The sequence below is a fragment of the Streptomyces sp. IBSNAI002 genome (assembly GCF_052244475.1).
Taxonomy (GTDB): Bacteria; Actinomycetota; Actinomycetes; order Streptomycetales; family Streptomycetaceae; genus Streptomyces.
Genome location: NZ_JBQPXG010000002.1, coordinates 4,212,725 through 4,230,509 on the forward strand (window position 1 = coordinate 4,212,725; position 17,785 = coordinate 4,230,509).

General features: G+C 71.3%; 17 protein-coding genes and 1 pseudogene. 8 read left to right on the plus strand and 10 right to left on the minus strand.

What is annotated here, in order from left to right; translation table 11 throughout:
• Positions 1-222: 222 nt before the first annotated feature.
• From ACTVZO_RS20270 to ACTVZO_RS20290, 5 genes are all read right to left on the minus strand, one after another.
• Complete coding sequence (locus ACTVZO_RS20270) at positions 223-1,296, minus strand: aspartate-semialdehyde dehydrogenase (protein WP_443299736.1); 1,074 nt, start codon at positions 1,294-1,296, stop codon at positions 223-225.
• Positions 1,293-2,567, minus strand: a complete 1,275-nt coding sequence (locus ACTVZO_RS20275) for an aspartate kinase (protein ID WP_443299737.1) — start codon at positions 2,565-2,567, stop codon at positions 1,293-1,295. Before ACTVZO_RS20275 ends, ACTVZO_RS20270 begins: the two co-directional genes overlap by 4 nt.
• A 272-nt stretch (positions 2,568-2,839) precedes the next feature.
• Positions 2,840-3,487, minus strand: coding sequence for a DUF5063 domain-containing protein (locus ACTVZO_RS20280; RefSeq protein ID WP_443299738.1), 648 nt, complete (start codon positions 3,485-3,487; stop codon positions 2,840-2,842).
• A complete protein-coding gene (gene recR, locus ACTVZO_RS20285; RefSeq protein WP_361750654.1) occupies positions 3,480-4,079 on the minus strand; it encodes a recombination mediator RecR in 600 nt (199 codons plus the stop codon). The genes ACTVZO_RS20280 and recR overlap by 8 nt, the downstream gene beginning before the upstream one ends.
• A gap of 36 nt (positions 4,080-4,115) precedes the next feature.
• Positions 4,116-4,460 carry a YbaB/EbfC family nucleoid-associated protein gene (locus ACTVZO_RS20290; protein ID WP_384215317.1) on the minus strand — a complete coding sequence of 115 codons (345 nt, stop codon included), beginning with the start codon at positions 4,458-4,460 and terminating at the stop codon, positions 4,116-4,118.
• Positions 4,461-4,727: 267 nt separating this feature from the next.
• Here ACTVZO_RS20290 and ACTVZO_RS20295 point away from each other — a divergent pair, with 267 nt between their 5' ends.
• Positions 4,728-5,483 (plus strand): SLATT domain-containing protein, encoded by a 756-nt coding sequence (locus ACTVZO_RS20295; protein ID WP_443299739.1) that lies wholly within the window; start codon positions 4,728-4,730, stop codon positions 5,481-5,483.
• A gap of 136 nt (positions 5,484-5,619) precedes the next feature.
• Here the strand turns inward: ACTVZO_RS20295 and ACTVZO_RS20300 are convergent, their stop codons facing one another.
• The 3 genes from ACTVZO_RS20300 to ACTVZO_RS20310 form a co-directional block, all read right to left on the minus strand.
• Positions 5,620-6,270, minus strand: a complete 651-nt coding sequence (locus ACTVZO_RS20300) for a hypothetical protein (protein WP_384215315.1) — start codon at positions 6,268-6,270, stop codon at positions 5,620-5,622.
• Between the two features lie 86 nt (positions 6,271-6,356).
• Positions 6,357-7,025, minus strand: a complete 669-nt coding sequence (locus ACTVZO_RS20305) for a GntR family transcriptional regulator (RefSeq protein ID WP_443299740.1) — start codon at positions 7,023-7,025, stop codon at positions 6,357-6,359.
• Positions 7,026-7,121: 96 nt separating this feature from the next.
• Positions 7,122-8,483, minus strand: a complete 1,362-nt coding sequence (locus ACTVZO_RS20310; RefSeq protein ID WP_443299741.1) for an aspartate aminotransferase family protein — start codon at positions 8,481-8,483, stop codon at positions 7,122-7,124.
• A gap of 242 nt (positions 8,484-8,725) precedes the next feature.
• Between ACTVZO_RS20310 and ACTVZO_RS20315 the strand changes: the two genes are divergently transcribed.
• The 7 genes and pseudogenes from ACTVZO_RS20315 (at position 8,726) to ACTVZO_RS20345 (ending at position 15,207) form a co-directional block, all read left to right on the plus strand.
• Entirely contained in the window at positions 8,726-9,355 is a 630-nt protein-coding gene (locus ACTVZO_RS20315) for a DJ-1/PfpI family protein (RefSeq protein ID WP_443299742.1), read from the plus strand.
• Positions 9,348-9,890: a MarR family winged helix-turn-helix transcriptional regulator gene (locus ACTVZO_RS20320; RefSeq protein ID WP_443299743.1), complete on the plus strand. Its 543-nt coding sequence runs from the start codon at positions 9,348-9,350 to the stop codon at positions 9,888-9,890. Before ACTVZO_RS20315 ends, ACTVZO_RS20320 begins: the two co-directional genes overlap by 8 nt.
• A 381-nt stretch (positions 9,891-10,271) precedes the next feature.
• Positions 10,272-10,583 (plus strand): annotated as a pseudogene (locus ACTVZO_RS20325) (acyltransferase family protein); the annotation flags it as partial.
• Positions 10,584-10,816: 233 nt separating this feature from the next.
• A complete protein-coding gene (locus ACTVZO_RS20330; protein WP_443299744.1) occupies positions 10,817-12,178 on the plus strand; it encodes a sensor histidine kinase in 1,362 nt (453 codons plus the stop codon).
• Positions 12,175-12,834 carry a response regulator gene (locus ACTVZO_RS20335; protein ID WP_443299745.1) on the plus strand — a complete coding sequence of 220 codons (660 nt, stop codon included), beginning with the start codon at positions 12,175-12,177 and terminating at the stop codon, positions 12,832-12,834. Before ACTVZO_RS20330 ends, ACTVZO_RS20335 begins: the two co-directional genes overlap by 4 nt.
• Before the next feature lie 9 nt (positions 12,835-12,843).
• Positions 12,844-14,052, plus strand: a complete 1,209-nt coding sequence (locus ACTVZO_RS20340) for a cytochrome P450 (RefSeq protein ID WP_443299746.1) — start codon at positions 12,844-12,846, stop codon at positions 14,050-14,052.
• A 168-nt stretch (positions 14,053-14,220) separates the two neighbouring features.
• A complete protein-coding gene (locus tag ACTVZO_RS20345; protein WP_443298085.1) occupies positions 14,221-15,207 on the plus strand; it encodes an IS481 family transposase in 987 nt (328 codons plus the stop codon).
• Positions 15,208-15,229: 22 nt separating this feature from the next.
• Here ACTVZO_RS20345 and ACTVZO_RS20350 read toward each other — a convergent pair whose 3' ends face one another.
• Both ACTVZO_RS20350 and ACTVZO_RS20355 read right to left on the minus strand, forming a co-directional pair.
• A complete protein-coding gene (locus ACTVZO_RS20350; protein WP_443299747.1) occupies positions 15,230-16,804 on the minus strand; it encodes an ABC transporter permease in 1,575 nt (524 codons plus the stop codon).
• The gene (locus ACTVZO_RS20355; RefSeq protein WP_443299748.1) at positions 16,801-17,730 is read right to left on the minus strand and encodes an ABC transporter ATP-binding protein; all 930 of its coding nucleotides are present in this window, start codon (positions 17,728-17,730) and stop codon (positions 16,801-16,803) included. Before ACTVZO_RS20355 ends, ACTVZO_RS20350 begins: the two co-directional genes overlap by 4 nt.
• Positions 17,731-17,785 lie beyond the last annotated feature (55 nt).

The following is a 17,785-nucleotide window of genomic DNA, read 5'->3' on the forward strand; positions in this document are numbered from 1 at the left end:
GAACCCGCTGCGCGCCGGTAGGACGGCCAGTTCGAGCAGTGCCTCTGCCACGCCTGTAGGACACGCGTCCCCCCGTCAGGGTTGTACGCGCGAGGCAGCCGCCACAGCAATATCCCCATTGCCCTCATGCGTACCCGCTCTTCCCGATTGCCCCGTCTATCGAGACGGCAGTCGGGCCATCACCTTGATCAAGGGATCTACACACCGATCCTACAAAGCGAATTACGCAAATTCACCTGCGATCAGTTCCGCGATCTGAGTGGCATTCAGGGCGGCGCCCTTGCGGAGATTGTCGGCGCACACGAAGAACTCCAGCGCGTGCCGGTCGTCGAGCGAGACCCGCACCCGTCCCGCCCAGGCCGGATCCGTCCCGGCGGCGTCCGCCGGCGTGGGGAACTCCCCCGCCTCCGGTGCGTCCACGAGGACCACGCCGGGCGCGGCGTCCAGGATCTGCCGGGCGTGCGCGGCGTCCACCTCGTTCTCGAACCGGGCCCGCACGGTCACCGAATGACCCGTCACCACGGGAACCTGTACGCAGGTGACCGCGATCGGCAGCTCCGGCAGTTCCAGGATCCGCCGGGTCTCCTGGCGCACGGCCAGTTCGTGCGAGGACCAGCCGTCCTCGCGGAGCTCCCCGGACCAGGGCACGACGTTGAGCGCGAGCGGAGCCGCGAAGGGGCCGGTGTCCTCGCCCACGGCGCGGCGCACGTCTCCGGGCTGCTCGCCCAGGGAGGTCCCGGCGACCAGCGACAGCTGGCGGCGCAGCGCTTCGGAGCCGGCCCGGCCGGCGGCGCTCGCGGCCTGGTACGAGGAGACGAACAGCTCGGTGAGCGAGTACTCGGCGTGCAGCGCGCCCAGGGCCGCGATCATCGCGGCGGTCACGCAGTCGGGGGTCGCGACGATCCCGCGCGGCCGGACCCGTACGGCGTGCCCGTTGACCTCGGGCACCACGAGCGGGACCTCGGGGTCCTCGCGGAACGCGGCGGACTGGTCGACGACGACGGCGCCCCGTGCGGTGACGACGGGGGCCCACCGGGCGGAGATGTCGGCCGGGGTCAGGAAGAGCGCGACGTCGCCCGGGCCGAGGCCGTCGAAGGCGTCCTCGGTGAGGGCGAGCACCTCGGTCTGCTCCGCGCGGACGGCCAGCATGCGGCCGGCCGAGCGCGCGGAGGCGATCAGGCGGATGTCGCCCCAGACGTCGGCCCGCAGGGACAGCATCTGGAGCAGTACGGTGCCGACCGCTCCGGTCGCCCCGACCACGGCGAGCGCCGGGCCGGAGGACCGGGGCGTCGTCATCGTCCGGTGCCTCCGTAGACGACGGCTTCGTCGCTGTCGGAGTCGAGGCCGAAGGCCGTGTGCACGGCGCGGACGGCCTCGTTGACGTCGTCCTGGCGGGTCACGACGGAGATGCGGATCTCCGAGGTGGAGATCAGCTCGATGTTGACGCCCGCGTCGGCCAGCGCCTGGAAGAACGAGGCGGTGACGCCCGGGTTGGTCTTCATACCCGCGCCGACCAGGGAGATCTTGCCGATCTGGTCGTCGTAGCGCAGGGAGTCGAAGCCGATCTGGCCCTTCGCCTTCTCCAGGGCGTCGATGGCCTTGTGGCCCTCGGCCTTGGGGAGCGTGAAGGAGATGTCGGTGAGGCCCGTCGAGGCCGCCGACACGTTCTGCACGATCATGTCGATGTTGATCTCGGCGTCCGCGATCGCGCGGAAGATCGCCGCGGCCTCGCCCGGCTTGTCCGGGACGCCGACGACCGTGATCTTGGCTTCGGAGACGTCGTGAGCGACTCCGGAGATGATGGCGTGCTCCACCTGCTCGTCCCCTTGCGGATTCTCGTTGCTGACCCACGTGCCCGGCAGTCCCGAGAAGGACGAGCGGACGTGGATCGGGATGTTGTATCGGCGTGCGTACTCGACACAGCGGTGCAGCAGCACCTTGGAACCGGAGGCGGCGAGCTCCAGCATGTCCTCGGAGGAGATCCAGTCGATCTTCCGGGCCTTCTTCACGACGCGGGGGTCCGCGGTGAAGACGCCGTCCACGTCGGTGTAGATCTCGCAGACCTCGGCGTCCAGCGCCGCGGCGAGCGCGACGGCGGTGGTGTCCGAGCCGCCCCGGCCGAGGGTGGTGATGTCCTTGGAGTCCGCGGACACGCCCTGGAAGCCGGCGACGATGGCGATGTTGCCCTCGTCCAGCGCGGTGCGGATACGGCCCGGCGTGACATCGATGATGCGCGCTTTGTTGTGGACCGAGTCGGTGATCACGCCTGCCTGGCTGCCGGTGAACGACTGGGCCTCGTGGCCCAGGTTTTTGATCGCCATGGCCAGCAGGGCCATGGAGATCCGCTCTCCGGCGGTCAGCAGCATGTCGAATTCGCGTCCGGCAGGCATGGGTGAAACCTGCTCGGCGAGATCGATCAGCTCGTCCGTCGTGTCGCCCATCGCGGAAACCACGACGACCACCTGGTGGCCGTTCTTCTTGGCATCCACGATCCGCTTGGCGACGCGCTTGATGCCTTCGGCATCGGCTACGGAGGAGCCTCCGTACTTCTGCACGACAAGGCCCACGTGCGCTCCTCGCTCAGTCCGTCTCATTGCTGGTGCAGTCTAACGAGCGCCCGGGATCCGACCGCTTCGTACCACATCATGAGACGTGAAGATCAAAGGATGGGTTCCCGTGCGCGGTGCTCGTTTCGCGAGCGTTCCCCCTTCGCGCGGGTTCTCACATCGCGCGGGCTCTCGGTTCGCGCGGGCTCTCGGTTCGCGCGGGCTCTCGGTTCGCGCGGGCTCTCGGTTCGCGCGGGTTCTCGCTCGGCGCGGGTTCTCGCTCGGCGCGGGGCTCATGCGCGGCCGAGGCCGCCGAGCTCCTGGGCCATCACCTCTCCGGCCTGCTCCGCGAGGTCGTCCTCCGCCAGGTCCTCGTCCGTGTCCAGGCCGTCCAGGGCGGCGAGCGGCTGGTCCAGGCGTACGTGCGCGATCAGCGACTGGAGCGCGCGCAGGGTGGCCGAGGCCGTCGGACCCCAGTTGGTGAAGTACGAGAACTGCCACCACCACAGCGCCTCCGTGATCCGGCCGGCCTGGTGGTGGATGAGCCCGTGCCGCAGGTCGGCGACCACGTCGGCCAGGTCGTCGGAGATCCTGTGCGCCACCGGGGCCTTGCGGGGCTCGTACGGGTCGAAGACCTCGGAGTAGACGTCGACCGGCTCCAGCATGATCGCGAACCGCTCGCGCAGGTCGTCCACGTCCGGCTCCGGGCCCAGGTCGGGCTCGTAACGCTCGTCCGGCAGGACGTCCTGGTACGCGCCCAGCCGGCCGCCCGCCAGCAGCAGCTGGGAGACCTCCAGGAGGAGGAAGGGCACCGCGCTGTCCGGGTCCTCGCCCTTGGCCACCTCGGTGACCGCGACGATGAAGGACTCGATCTGGTCCGCGATCGAAGCCGCGAAGTCGTCCGGATCCTGGCCCAGTGCGTGCAGCGTTGCGTCAGACATCGAGAAGTCGCCTTCCTTCAAAGGCCCGCCCGAGCGTGACCTCGTCCGCGTACTCCAGATCTCCCCCGACGGGGAGCCCGCTGGCCAGGCGGGTGACCTTCAGGCCCATGGGCTTGATCATGCGGGCGAGGTAGGTGGCGGTCGCCTCGCCCTCCAGGTTCGGGTCGGTGGCCAGGATCAGCTCGGTCACCTCGCCGTCCGCCAGCCGCGCCAGCAGCTCGCGGATGCGCAGATCGTCGGGGCCGACGCCCTCGATCGGGCTGATCGCGCCGCCGAGGACGTGGTACCTGCCCCGGAACTCGCGGGTCCGCTCGATCGCGACGACGTCCTTCGGTTCCTCCACGACACAGATGACCGTGGTGTCGCGGCGCGGGTCACGGCAGATGTTGCACCGCTCCTCCTGCGCCACGTTCCCGCACACCGCGCAGAACCGGACCTTGTCCTTCACCTCGAGCAGCGCGTGCGCGAGGCGGCGGACGTCGGTGGGCTCCGTCTGCAGGATGTGGAAGGCGATCCGCTGCGCGCTCTTGGGCCCGACGCCGGGCAGCCTGCCCAGTTCGTCGATCAGGTCCTGGACCACGCCTTCGTACAACGGACTGCCTTCTTTCGTTCGGGTGGGGTGGGAGTGCTAGAAGGGGAGGCCGGGGATGCCGCTGCCGCCGCCCAGCCCCTGGGCCAGCGGGCCCAGCTTCTGCTGCTGGAGCGCCTGGGCATTCTCGCTGGCCGCCTGCACGGCCGCGACCACCAGGTCGGCGAGGGTCTCGGTGTCCTCGGGGTCGACCGCCTTCGGGTCGATCACCAGGGCGCGCAGCTCACCGGAACCGGTCACCGTCGCCTTGACGAGGCCGCCGCCCGCCTGGCCCTCGACCTCGGTCCTGGCCAGCTCTTCCTGGGCCGCGGCGAGGTCCTGCTGCATCTTCTGGGCCTGCTGGAGCAGCTGCTGCATGTTGGGCTGGCCACCACCGGGAATCACAGGTAACTCACTCCGTAGCATCGGTCCAAGCCTGGGGCAGCTTGGTCAATCCGAGCCTACGTGCTCCCCGCGCGCTGCGCCCTACGCCGTGAGGACCAACTCTTTCGAGTGAGAGACAGGACGTACGCGTACCTGATGGAGACCTCCTTGTGGGCGGAAATCCCGGGATTCGTTGCCCATCGCGCCCCATTCGAAGGTAGGAAGAGCATGCGCATCATTGCGCACACGCGCACCACCACACGTCAGCGCAGGCAGAGGGAGTGCCGGGTGAGCCAGCCGGAGATGCAGCCCGAGGGGCCACCCCGGGATCCCCGGGATCCCCGGGAGGAGGGCGGCGGACCGATGGCGGCGGGCGATCTGACCGGACGGCCGTTCCCCCTCGGTGACTGGGGCGAGCCTGCCGAGCGGCTCGACGAGCTCTACCGCCGTGTCGAGGCCGATGCGCTGCGCACCGCCGAGTGGTACCTGTCCGACCGGGCGTGGAAGCGCCGGGGGGCGCGCGTGCTGCGCGTCGGGGCCGCCCTGGGCGCCGTCACGGGCGCCGCGCTGCCGCTGATGGAGCTGACGGGCTCGGTGCCCGGCGCCTCGGGGTACGGGTTCCTGTCGCTGCTGCTGGCGGCGGCCTGCCTGGCCTGCGACCGGTTCTTCGGCCTCACCTCGGGCTGGATGCGGGACGTGGCCACGGCCCAGGCGGTGCAGCGCCGCCTCCAGACCCTGCAGTTCGACTGGGCCTCGGAGAACGTGCGCGAGGTGCTCGGGCCGACCGAGGGCACGGCCAGCGAGGCCGCCGAGCGGTGCCTGACGGTGCTGCGGCGGTTCTCGGAGGACGTGACCGAGCTGGTGCGCTCCGAGACCGCGGAGTGGATGGTGGAATTCAGCTCCGGCCCGGCCCCCCTGGTCATGCAGTCCCTGGGTGCCAACGGGGCCCGCCCCGACGCCTACGTCCCCCCGGCCCGCTTCCCCCTCCCGCCGGGCACCCGCCCCAACATGCCGCGCCAGCGGCCCCCGGAGCAGCCGCGCTGATTCGGTGTGGCCCGAGGCCGTGGGCGGAGGGGCGGGGGGTCTGCGGTGCGGGGGTCTGCGGTGCGGGGCCCCGGATTCTCGGACCCCCGCCCCCTCCCCGGCCCCGCCCGGTACGCCGACGGCCGGCGCATGCGGCTCAGCTGAAGATGATCATCGACCCCTGGCCCAGGCTCCGCGTGGCCGCGGCGTGCAGCCCCAGCCACACGTGCCGCTCCCGCGCGAACGGACTGTCGTCGTACGGAATCGGCCCCGCGGGCTCCTCCAGCGAGGTCGGCCTCCCCGGCGGAGCAGGCGCGGCGGGCGGGTTCCCGGGGTCTATCCCGATGGCCGGAGCCACCACCCAGAGCTCCCGCAGCAGCCCCTGCGCGGACCCCAGCGGCCCGCCGCCGGCCAGCAGCTCCTCGTTCGCCAGCGGAGCCGCGAAGTCCACCGGAACGTACGCCCCGGCATGGTCGTAGTGCCACACCAGGTGCGACTGCTGGGCCGTCGGCTCGAACATCTCCAGCAGCTGCTCGTAGTCCCCGCCCAGCTCGTCCACCGGAGTCACCGGCAGCCCGCAGATCTGGAGCAGGTACGCCCGCCGCAGGAAGTGCAGGGCGTCGTAGTCGAAGCCGGCGACCGGGGCCACGTCCCCGCTCAGGCCCGGCATGTAGGCGAACACGGGCACGGACGGCAGCCCGGCCTCGCCGAGCGCCTTGTCGTACGAGGCGATCTCTTCCGCGAACGGGTTGTCGGGGCTGTGGCACAGCACGTCGACAAGGGGGACCAGCCACAGGTCACAGGCCACGCGGGCTCCGATCAGTCGTTGCCGCCGATCCGGCCAGCGTAGTGCGCCGGACACGCTCCGCGAAGGGGTGCGCAGAACCCGTACTTCTAGAGCCCGGCCGCCCAGTCCAGCCCGTGCTGGTTGTAGCCCCGCACGATGCGGCGCACCGCGTCGGCGTCGGCGAGGGTCACCGCGTCCACCAGGTCGCTGTGCTGGTCCCACAGCGCCGCCCGCAGCTGCTCCGGATCGCGCTGGAGGTGGGGCACGGCGAAGACCCAGCACTGCACGCGGATGCGGTGCAGGAACTCCGAGATGTACGTGTTCCCGACCAGCTCGCTGAGCTCCCGCCAGAAGCGCAGGTCGTAGCCGATCAGCACTTCGAGCGAACCGCTCTGCGCGGCCCGGCGCGCCTCGTCGGCCCGGCGCCGTACGGACACGAGCAGTTCGCCCGAGCCGATGGCGGCGCCCCGCTCGGCGAGCCTGCGGAAGATCCCGTCCACGACCAGCGAGCGGGCCTCGATCATTCCCCGGAAGTCGTCCACGGAGAAGATCCGCACCCGGAAGCCCCGGTGCTGGACCAGTTCGAGCAGCCCCTGCGCCGAGAGGTCGACCAGCGCCTCGCGGACCGGGGTCGCGGAGACCTCGTACTGCTCGGCGATCTGCTTGACGGTGAACTCGGTCCCGGGCGGCAGACGTCCCGCGAGCACCTCGTCACGCAGCGCGTCCGCGATCTGCTGGCGAAGTGTGTTGCGGGTGACAGCGCCGCTGCCTGGCATAGGGGTCCGTCTCCTTAGGTGAACTCCGGACACCTTAGGCCAGACAGCGAGGCTGAAATAGAGCGGTTGGAGATCGGTATGCGAATGTACCGTCCGCTATCCGGACGTGGTGTGGCGGTCTGCGACCGTCAGCGCCTCGTCCAGCAGGGCCAGGCCCTCCTTCGCCTCCGTCTCCGAAATGGTGCACGGCGGGACGACGTGGGTGCGGTTCATGTTCACGAACGGCCACAGCCCGGAGGCCTTGCAGGCCGCGGCGAATTCGGCCATCGGCGCGTTGTCGGCTCCCGAGGCGTTGTACGGGACGAGGGGCTCGCGCGTCTGCTTGTCCCGTACGAGTTCCAGGGCCCAGAAGGCGCCCAGCCCGCGGACCTCGCCGACCGAGGGGTGGCGCTCGGCGATCTCGGCGAGCGCCGGGCCGATCACGTTGGCGCCGAGGTGGGCGGCGTGCTCGACGATGCCCTCCTCCTCCATCGCGTTGATCGTGGCGACGGCGGCGGCGCAGGCCAGCGGGTGGCCGGAGTACGTGAGTCCGCCCGGGTAGGGGCGGGTGGCGAAGGTCTCGGCGATGGCGCCGGAGATGGCCACGCCGCCGAGGGGCACGTATCCACTGTTCACACCCTTGGCGAAGGTGATCAGGTCGGGGGTGACGCCCCAGTGGTCGGCGGCGAACCACGTGCCGGTGCGGCCGAAGCCCGACATGACCTCGTCGAGGACGAAGACGATGCCGTGGCGGTCGCAGAGCTCGCGCACGCCCGCGAGGTAGCCGGCCGGCGGGGTCATGATCCCGGCGGTGCCGGGGACGCTCTCCAGAATGATCGCCGCGATGGTCTGCGGCCCCTCGAAGGCGATGGTGTCGGCGAGGTGGGCGAGGGCGCGCTCGCACTCCTCGGCCTCGGTCGTGGCGTGGAAGGCGGAGCGGTAGAGGTACGGGCCCCAGAAGTGCACGACACCGGCGGCGGCCGTGTCGGAGGGCCAGCGGCGCGGGTCGCCGGTCAGGTTGATCGCGGCGGCGGTGGCCCCGTGGTACGAGCGGTAGGTGGACAGCACCTTCTGCCGGCCGGTGTGCAGCCGGGCCATGCGGACGGCGTTCTCGACGGCCTCGGCGCCGCCGTTGGTGAAGAAGATCTTGTCCAGGTCGCCCGGGGTCCGCTCGGCGATGAGGCGTGCGGCCTCGGAGCGGACGTCGACGGCGAAGCCGGGTGCGAGGGTGCAGAGCCGGGCGGCCTGCTCCTGGACGGCGGCGACGACCTTGGGGTGCTGGTGGCCGATGTTGGTGTTGACCAGCTGGGAGGAGAAGTCGAGGAAGCGCTTGCCGTCGTAGTCCCAGAAGTACGACCCCTCGGCCCCGGCCACGGCGAGCGGGTCGATCAGGGCCTGGGCGGACCAGGAGTGGAAGACGTGCTTCCGGTCAGCGTCCTTCACTGCGGCGAGGGTGTGCGAGGTGACATGAGGGGTCATGGCGTCACGCTAGAAGTGCGCAGGTGGGGCGGGATATCGGCGGACTGTATGCGGGTGGGGGGCCGGTCTCGGCAGTCTGTCGGCCGCGCGGTGTGCCGCCCTGCTCATTGACAACATCCTGTCATCATGACAGCCTCTTGTCATAGAGCGGAGCAGGTCGCACGCAGTAGCACGGAAGAACGTCGTACCGAACGTCGTACGGAGCCCGAACGTCAACGCAGTCAACGCCGGAGGCGATCACGATGAACGAGACCCCGCGCAAGCCCGTCCACCTCGCCGTCTACGACACGTACGCGGACTGGGAGACCGGCCACACCACCGCGCACCTGACCCAGCGCGGCCACCAGGTCCGCACCGTCGCCCTGTCCGCGGAGCGGCCGGTCACCACCATGGGCGGCGTCCGCGTCCAGCCCGACCAGGCACTGGCCGAGCTGCGGCCGCAGGACTCCTCGCTGCTGATCCTCACCGGCGCCGCGCTGTGGGACACCGGCGAGGAGCTGGCACCGTTCGCGGCGAAGGCCCGGGAGTTCCTGGACGCCGGGGTTCCGGTCGCGGCGATCTGCGGAGCCACGGCCGGCCTGGCCCGGGAGGGCCTGCTGGACGGGCGCGCCCACACCAGCGCGGTCTCCTTCTACCTGGCGGAGCAGCCGGGGTACGGGGGCGCCGAGCACTACGTCGAGGCCGACGCGGTGACGGACGGCGACCTCATCACGGCGGGGCCGACGGAACCGGTGGCCTTCGCCCGCGAGGTCTTCGCCCGGCTGGACGTGTACAAGCCGGACGTACTCGACGCGTGGTACCGCCTCTTCCACGACTCGGACCCGAGCGCGTACCCGGTCCTGATGGCGGCGGCGGAGTCGGGCGATGCGTGAGGCGGAGCAGGACGCCGGGCACGACGTGGAGCCGGAGCCGGAGCCGTTGCCGTTGCCGTTGCCGTTGCCGCTTCGGGCTCGTCAGGACCTGCTGAGCCGGACCGCGCTCGGGGTGTTCCGCCTCAACGGCCAGTTCCTCGCGGTATCGGAGGAACTGGCCCGCCCGGCCGGACTGACCGCGGCGTGGTGGCAGGTGCTCGGCGCCGTGCTCCGGGAGCCGCTCCCGGTCGCGGGCATCGCCCGGGCCATGGGCATCACGCGGCAGAGCGTCCAGCGCATCGCCGACCTGCTCGCCGCGAAGGGCCTCGCCGAGTACGTCCCGAACCCGGCCCACCGCCGCGCCAAACTCCTGCGCCCGACCGAGGCGGGCCGCGCGGCGATCGCCCGGATCACCCCGGGCCACGCCACCCTGGCCACGCGCCTGGCGGAGGAACTGGGCGACGCGGCGTTCGCGGAAACGGTCCACGTCCTGAACCGCCTGGCGAAGGCCCTGGACGCGATGGCGGAGCCCCGGGCTGACGACCAGGCGCCGTGACGGCGACGACGGCTACGCGGTCGAGAGGCGGCGGCGCCGGCTACGGCTACGGCTACGGCTACGGCTACGGCTACGGCTACGGCGATACCGGAGGCGCGCGGTCGTGGCCGCAGCCGCGGCCGCGGCCTGGCGGGTCTCGCTCGTGGCCTGGCGCCGGCCGGCCGGCCGCGCCGGACCCTGCTGGCGACGCTGGTCGCAGCGGCCGTCGTGATTCCGCTGTCCGCCGCCTCCTCCCCCAACGTCCCCGCGCCCGTACCCGCGGCGTTCGCCGAGTCCGCCACGCCCCTCGACCGGTACGCGGCCAACCTGGCCGACCTCGCCGAGGCGGCGCGGATGGCGGCGGACGCCGGACGCACCGGGCGGGCGGCGAGGCTGCGCGCCATGGACGCGGCCGGTACGGCGCGGTTCCTCACCTTCGACGGCCGGGGCAGCGACCGGGCCGTGGACGCACTGCGGGCCTTCGCGATCCTCGGCGTGGTCCTCGGCCACTGGCTGGTCACCGCCCTGACCACCGCCGACGGCGGGCTGAGCAGCACCAGTCCGCTGGCGTACACGGGCATGCTCGCCCCGGTGTCCTGGGTGTTCCAGACACTGGCCGTCTTCTTCCTCATCGGCGGGCAGGTCGCCGCCCGCGGCTACGCCTCGGCGCGGGAGCGCGGGGACTCGTACCGCACCTGGGTCGGCGGGCGCCTTCGCCTCGACGAGTACGTGTACGAGGCGCTGCAGACGGTGAAGACCCATGTGGGCCGGATCCTGGTGAAGCTGGGCCTGCGGGACCGCACCCAGGCCGCCGTGTTCGCGTACGAGACCGGGCTGGTCCGTCCGACGGGCTACTGAGATCACCCGTGTAGTACCTGAGAGGGACCTGCGGAAATCCCCTTGGGCGGCGACGCGGACGACGACGGCACCGGCCTACGGTGGTGTGTATGACCGAGACGACCACCGGGGGGACAGCCCGGACGCCTGAGATCCAAATGGCATCAGGGGTGATCGAGACCCTGCGCCAGGACCTCTTCACCGACATCTTCGCCTACCGGCCTCTGCCCCTGGTGGAGACGCAGGGGCGCTTCGTGCGCCGGCTGCCCGGGGCGATACGCCGGTACGCGCCGTGGCGGCAGTATGCGGCGGTGGCGGGTCTGGCGTTCTTCGTCGTCCTGTTCACGGCCGCCACGCACTCGGTGTTCATGGGCGACGCCGGCAGGCTCGCCGTGGGGCTCATAGCCGCGGTCCCGGTCCTCATGACGCTGGTGCGGCCCGTGGCCGCGTGGTGGGCTGCCGTGGCGATGACGCTGGTGCTCGCCGTGATCGGTGGGGGCCCGGAGTGGCCCTGGAGCCCGGGCAGCTTCCTCTCCTACCTCGCGGTCATGGTCCTCGTCACCCTGCGGACCGGCCCGCGGGTCGCGGCCTGGATGTGGACGCTGACCCTCGCGCTCGGCTTCGGGATGTCGGTGCTGCTCGGCAACGGGTACGCGACCGGTCTGCCGCAGATGGCGGTGACCTCGGCGATCGCGCTGGCGATCGCGAGCAGCATCCAGATACGCCGCTCCGCGAAGGCCGAGGTGAGCGCGCAGCAGGAGGTCACGGCCGTCGAGCGGGACAAGCGGACGCTGCTGGAGGAGCGCACCACGATCGCGCGGGAGCTCCACGACGTGGTCGCTCACCACATGTCGGTGGTGGCGATCCAGGCGGAGGCCGCGCCGTACCGGGTGAAGAACCCGCCGCCGGAGCTGGAGGCGGCGTTCGTCACCATCCGGGAGAACGCGGTGGCGGCTCTGACGGAGCTGCGGCGGGTGCTGGGTGTGGTGCGCTCCGCGGACTACGAGGCTCCGGACGCCCCTCAGCCGACGCTGGCCTCGCTGGACGGACTCCTGGCCAATGTGCGCGAGGCCGGACTGAGCGTGGACAAGACGGTCACGGGCGCCATGCGCGAGCTTCCGCAGGGGGTGGAGCTGTCGGCGTACCGGATCATCCAGGAGGCACTGAGCAACACGCTGCGGCACGCGCCGGGGTCGGCTGCCTCGGTGGAGGTCTCGTACGTGCTGGGCGGCCTCGGGATACGAATCGTCAACGGGGCGGCGACCGGGGACGTACGGCCCTCGCAGGGGGCCGGGCACGGGATCACGGGGATGCGGGAGCGCGTGGCCATGCTGGAAGGGGAGATGACCGCCGGTGTCACGGCGGCGGGCGGGTACGAGGTGGCGGTGTTCATACCGGTGCCCCACCGTGCGGAGCCCCCGGCCGGGTCACCGAAGGAGACCGGGACGGGGACGGGGGTGGGGACGCCATGACGATCAGGGTGCTGATCGTCGACGACCAGATGATGGTGCGCGAGGGATTCTCCGTCCTGCTGAACGCCATGGAGGGCATCGAGGTCGTCGGAGAGGCCGTCGACGGCCGTGAGGCCATCGCACAGGTGGCGGCGCTGCGCCCGGATGTGGTGCTGATGGACATCCGGATGCCGCTGATGAACGGGCTGGAGGCGACGCGGGAGATCGTGGCGGCGGACACGGACGCGAAGGTGCTGGTCCTGACGACCTTCGACCTCGACGAGTACGTGTACCAGGCGCTGCGGGCCGGGGCCTCCGGGTTCCTGCTCAAGGACGCGTCGGCCCGTCAGCTGGCCGACGGCGTACGGGTGGTGGCGGCCGGGGAGGCGCTGCTGGCGCCGTCGGTGACCAAGCGGCTGATCTCGGAGTTCTCGAAGCTCGCCGAGACGCCGAGGGTCGCGGACCCGGCCGGGGTAGGCGAGTTGACGGACCGTGAGAAGGAGGTGCTGGTACTGATCGCGCAGGGGCTGTCCAACGGGGAGATAGCCGGCCGGCTGATCGTCGCCGAATCCACCATCAAGACCCATGTGAGCCGCATCCTGGTGAAGCTGGGCCTGCGGGACCGCACCCAGGCCGCCGTGTTCGCCTACGAGACCCGGCTGGTGACTCCGTCGTAGGGTGCGGGGATGGGCTTTGATCCGTGGGATGCCGCGTTCGTCGCCGATCCGTACCCGGCGTACCGGGAGTTGCGGGAGCAGGGGCGGGCGATGTGGTGCGAGGCCACCGGGCAGTGGCTGGTGCCGCACTACGCCGATGTGAGTGCGCTGCTGCGGGACCGGCGGCTGGGGCGAACGTACCTGCACCGGTTCACGCACGAGGAGTTCGGGCGCGAGGCGCCGCCCCCGGAGCACGAGCCCTTCCACGTGCTCAACGGGAACGGGCTGCTGGACCTGGAGGATCCCGCGCACGCACGGGTGCGCAGGCTGGTCGCGAAGGCCTTCACCCCGCGGACGGTGGAGCGGCTGGTGCCGGCCGTGCGGCGGCTGGCCGGGGAGCTGGTGGGGCAGCTGCTCGCGGACGGGGGCGGGGACCTGCTCACCGTGGTCGCCGAACCGCTGCCCGTGGCGGTGATCGCGGAGCTGCTGGGCGTGCCGGAGGCGGACCGGGGGATGCTGCGGCCCTGGTCGGCGGACATCTGCGGGATGTACGAGCTCCGGCCGGACGAGGAGACCGCGCGGCGGGCGGTGCGGGCGAGCGTGGAGTTCAGCGCGTATCTGCGCGGGCTGATCACCGAGCGGCGCGCACGGCCCGGCGAGGATCTGATCTCCGGCCTGATCGCCGCTCACGACGAGGAGGGCAGGCTCAGCGAGCAGGAGATGATCTCCACCTGTGTGCTCCTGCTGAACGCCGGGCACGAGGCCACCGTCAACACCACGGTCAACGGCTGGTGGGCGCTGTTCCGCAACCCCGGGCAGCTCGATGCGCTGCGTGCGGATCCGAATCCCGAAAAGTTGTCCACAGCTGTGGATGAACTCATGCGGTACGACACGCCCCTCCAGTTGTTCGAACGCTGGGTGCTCGACGACATCCGGATCGGGGACACCGAGATCCCCCGCGGGGCCGAGGTCGCGCTGCTCTTCGGGTCCGCGAACCGGGATCCCGCGCGGTTCACCGATCCCGACACCCTGGACCTCGTACGGCCCGACAACGCGCATCTCTCGCTCGGGGCCGGAATCCACTACTGCCTGGGGGCGCCGCTCGCGCGCCGCGAACTGGAGGCTTCCTTCGGAGCGCTGCTCGCAGACGGCGTCCCGCCACTGCGGCTCGCCGAGGAGCCGCAGTGGCGGGACGGGTACGTCATCCGGGGGCTGGAGCGCCTGCTCGTGGAGTTCTAGGCGGCGGGCGCCCGGGCGGCGGACCCTAGGGCCTGTCGTCAAACTCCCGTCTGCCCCGCGACGCCTGGGCCGCCCTCCGGGCGACGACGGGAGTTTGACGACAGGCCCTAGGTATGAAACTGCCGGACGTTGGTTACACATGGGTCTCCGAGTAGACGGAGGTCTGCCGTGCCCCCTTCACCTCAACAGCAGCAGGACCGTCAGGCCCAGCACCGCCTTGCGGTCCTGCGACACGCCGAAGAAGTCACGGGGAACGTCGCGCTGACCTGCCGGTACTACGGCATCAGCCGCACTTGCTTCTATAAGTGGCAGCGCCGTTACCAGGACGAAGGCCTCGACGGCCTGCGGGACCGGTCCAGCAAGCCGCACCACTGTCCTCACGCCACCGAGGCCGACGTCGTGAACAAGATCGTCTACCTGCGGCGGCACTACTACTTCGGTCCGATGAAGATCAAGATGTACCTCAAGCGGTACCACGACATCGACATCGCCTGTTCAGCCGTCTACCGCATCCTCAAGAAGCTCGGGCTGAACCGGCTGCCGGCCTCCCAGCGCTACAAACGCCACGACAAGCGCTACACCCGCTACGAGAAGCAGTTGCCCGGCAACCGCGTCCAGATCGACGTCAAATTCATCGAGCCGATCGGCCTCCCTGCGCAGGCTCCTGCGGCAGCGCCGGTGACCGGGCCCCTTCCGAAACGGCGGCGCCGGGCGAAGTACTACCAGTTCACCGCCATCGACGACTGCACCAGGCTGCGGGTGCTGCGGATCTACCCGCGGTGCGACCAGAAGACCGCCGTCCAGTTCCTCGACTACGTCCTCGAGCGCCTGCCGTTCCGCATCGAGGTCATCCAGACCGACAACGGCGCGGAGTTCCAGTCAGCCTTCCACTGGAACGTTCTCGACAAGGGCATCGCCCACACCTACATCAAACCCGCATCACCGCACCTCAACGGCAAAGTCGAACGCTCCCATCGCATCGACGCCGAGGAGTTCTACCGCATGCTCGACGGCCTCGTCATCGACGACACAGGCGTCTTCAACGACAAGCTGCGAGAGTGGGAGGACTACTACAACTACCACCGCCCCCACGGCGCCCTCGGCGGCCAGACACCCTACGAACGCCTCAAGCAGAAGACCGAGGCCCCGGTGTAATCAAGCACCAGCAGTCGCACACCTAGGCCGCCATGTCGCGGCGGCGCAGGGCCGCGAGGCCGGCCGCCGTCAGGGCCGCCGCCAGAGCCGTCAAGGTCAGCAGCGGCGTCCAGGTCAGGGCCTCGGCTCCCGGCAGCTTCGGCAGGTGGGCGAAGGGCGAGAGGTCCATGACGGCCTCCGGGAGCCGCAGCGCGGGCCCGACCCAGCCCAGGGCCAGTGCGGCCCCGGCCACCGCCCAGGCGGCCACCGCGTACCTGGGAGCCGCGCCGTAGAGCAGGGCGGCGACGGCCCCGATCACCCAGACCGCCGGAAGCTGCGCGAGCGCGGCGGCGACGGCCCCGGCGACGTCCTGCCCGTGTCCGATGCCCAGGCCGAGGCCGCCGAGCAGCAGGATCAGCGCCGAGCCCGCGAAGGCGACGGCCAGGTGACCGCCGGCCCAGCGCAGCCGTCCGACCGCGTGCGCCAGCAGCGGTTCGGCGCGCTGCCCCGACTCCTCGCCGCTCAGCCGCAGCACCGCCGAGACGATGTACAGGGCGGCGACCAGGCCGAGCATCCCCGCCATCGTGGCGAGGAACGCGTCGGCGATCCCGCTCTGACCACCCATCCGCTCGATGATCTCCCGGGTCCTCTCGTTGTCCCCGACCAGCTCCGTGGCCCCGTCCGTCATCCCGCCGAAAACCAGGCCGGCCGCGAGGAAGCCCAGGCTCCAGCCGGTCAGGCTGCCGCGCTGCAGCCGCCAGGCCAGCGCCCCGGCCGAGCCGAGCCGGCCCTGAGCGGGGCCGGGGCGGGCGGGCAGGAAGCTCATGCCCACGTCGCGGCGCCCGGCCAGCACGTACGCCGTCACCACCTGCGCGGTCACGGCGGCGGCGAACAGGGCGAGCACCCACCAGCGTTCGGCGGCGAAGGCCCGTACGTGTTCCAGCCATCCCAGCGGCGAGACCCACGTCAGCACCGACGAGCCGGTCCGTGAGCCCGCGTCGCCCGCGGCGCGCAGGACGAAGGCGGCGCCGAGCAGCGCCCCCGTGAGCCCCTTCGCGAGCCGTGCGCTCTCGGTGAGCTGGACCGCGATGCCCGCCAGCCCCGCGAAGACCATCCCGGTGGCGCCGAGGCCGAGTCCGAGGGCCGGCGCACCGCCCGCCCCCCGCCCCGCGAGGCCGGCGGTGACGACCAGCGCGACCATGCCGTTCGCCACGAGGGCGGCGAGCAGCGCGGCCGTCAGCGGGGCCCGACGGCCCACCATGGCGGCGGAGAGCATCTCCTGACGGCCCGTCTCCTCCTCCTCGCGGGTGTGCCGGACCACGATGACCAGGCTCATCACCCCTGCGAGCAGCCCGGCGAAGACCCCGCTGCGCCAGGCGGTCAGGGCGCCGACCGAGTCGCCGAACAGCGGTCCGTACAGGGCGCGCAGGGAGCCGTTGCCGCCCATCGTGACGACCAGCCGGGCCCGGTCGGCGGGCGTCGCGTACACCGATTCGAGGGCGGCGGGCATGCTCAGCACCAGCAGCGACACGACCGCGGTCCAGACCGGCACCATCACCCGGTCACGTCGCAGGGCCAGCCGCAGCAGGGTTCCCGTACCCGCGAGTTGGTCCTTCATCGCGAGGCACCTTCCGAGTCCGAGTCCGAGTCGGCGGCCGCGTCGGCGGCCGCGTAGTGCCGCAGGAACAGCTCCTCGAGGGTGGGCGGGGTCGAGGTCAGCGACCGTACGCCCGACGTGGTGAGAGCGCGCAGCACGGCGTCCAGCTTGTCGGTGTCGGCCTGGAGGCTGACCCGCAGGCCCTGCACGCGCACGTCGTACACGCCCGGCAGGTGGGCGATGCCGTTGGGCGGCGCGGCCAGTTCGGCGCTGATCGAGGTACGGGTGAGGTGGCGGAGGTCGCCGAGCGTACCCGTCTCGACGGTGCGGCCCTTGCGGATGATGCTCACCCGGTCGCAGAGCGCCTCGACCTCGCCGAGGATGTGCGAACTCAGCAGGACGGTCCGCCCGGCGGCGCGGGCCTCGGCCACACAGGACCGGAAGACGCCTTCCATCAGGGGGTCGAGGCCGGAGGTGGGTTCGTCGAGGATGAGCAGTTCGGCGTCGGAGGAGAAGGCGGCGACGAGGGCGACCTTCTGCCGGTTGCCCTTGGAGTACGTGCGCCCCTTCTTGGCCGGGTCCAGCTCGAACCGTTCGATCAGCTCGGCGCGGCGGGTCCGGTCCAGGCCCCCGCGCAGCCGCCCGTAGAGGTCGATGACCTCGCCGCCGGAGAGGTTGCGCCACAGGGTGACGTCGCCGGGCACGTAGGCGACGCGGCGGTGCAGGGCGACGGCGTCGGCCCACGGGTCACCGCCGAGGAGTTCGGTGGTGCCGGAGTCGGCGCGCAGCAAGCCCAGCAGGACCCGGATCGTCGTGGACTTGCCGGCGCCGTTGGGGCCGAGGAAGCCGTGCACCTCGCCGGTGGCGACGGAGAGGTCGAGCCCGTCCAGGGCGTGGGTGCGGCCGAACGCCTTGTGGAGTCCGGCGACGCTGATTGCCTTCGTCATACTTCCGAACGTACGCTTACTTCACAAATTTGTGAAGTTAAGAAATCGCATAAAG

Excerpts from the sequence above, each read along its gene's own strand:
- ACTVZO_RS20270 (WP_443299736.1), bottom strand. The coding sequence starts at position 1,296 with ATGACGACGCCCCGGTCCTCCGGCCCGGCGCTCGCCGTGGTCGGGGCG.
- ACTVZO_RS20280 (WP_443299738.1), bottom strand. The coding sequence starts at position 3,487 with ATGTCTGACGCAACGCTGCACGCACTGGGCCAGGATCCGGACGACTTC.
- ACTVZO_RS20305 (WP_443299740.1), bottom strand. The coding sequence starts at position 7,025 with ATGCCAGGCAGCGGCGCTGTCACCCGCAACACACTTCGCCAGCAGATC.
- ACTVZO_RS20310 (WP_443299741.1), bottom strand. The coding sequence starts at position 8,483 with ATGACCCCTCATGTCACCTCGCACACCCTCGCCGCAGTGAAGGACGCT.
- ACTVZO_RS20315 (WP_443299742.1), top strand. The coding sequence starts at position 8,726 with ATGAACGAGACCCCGCGCAAGCCCGTCCACCTCGCCGTCTACGACACG.
- ACTVZO_RS20320 (WP_443299743.1), top strand. The coding sequence starts at position 9,348 with ATGCGTGAGGCGGAGCAGGACGCCGGGCACGACGTGGAGCCGGAGCCG.
- ACTVZO_RS20330 (WP_443299744.1), top strand. The coding sequence starts at position 10,817 with ATGACCGAGACGACCACCGGGGGGACAGCCCGGACGCCTGAGATCCAA.
- ACTVZO_RS20335 (WP_443299745.1), top strand. The coding sequence starts at position 12,175 with ATGACGATCAGGGTGCTGATCGTCGACGACCAGATGATGGTGCGCGAG.
- ACTVZO_RS20340 (WP_443299746.1), top strand. The coding sequence starts at position 12,844 with ATGGGCTTTGATCCGTGGGATGCCGCGTTCGTCGCCGATCCGTACCCG.
- ACTVZO_RS20350 (WP_443299747.1), bottom strand. The coding sequence starts at position 16,804 with ATGAAGGACCAACTCGCGGGTACGGGAACCCTGCTGCGGCTGGCCCTG.
- ACTVZO_RS20355 (WP_443299748.1), bottom strand. The coding sequence starts at position 17,730 with ATGACGAAGGCAATCAGCGTCGCCGGACTCCACAAGGCGTTCGGCCGC.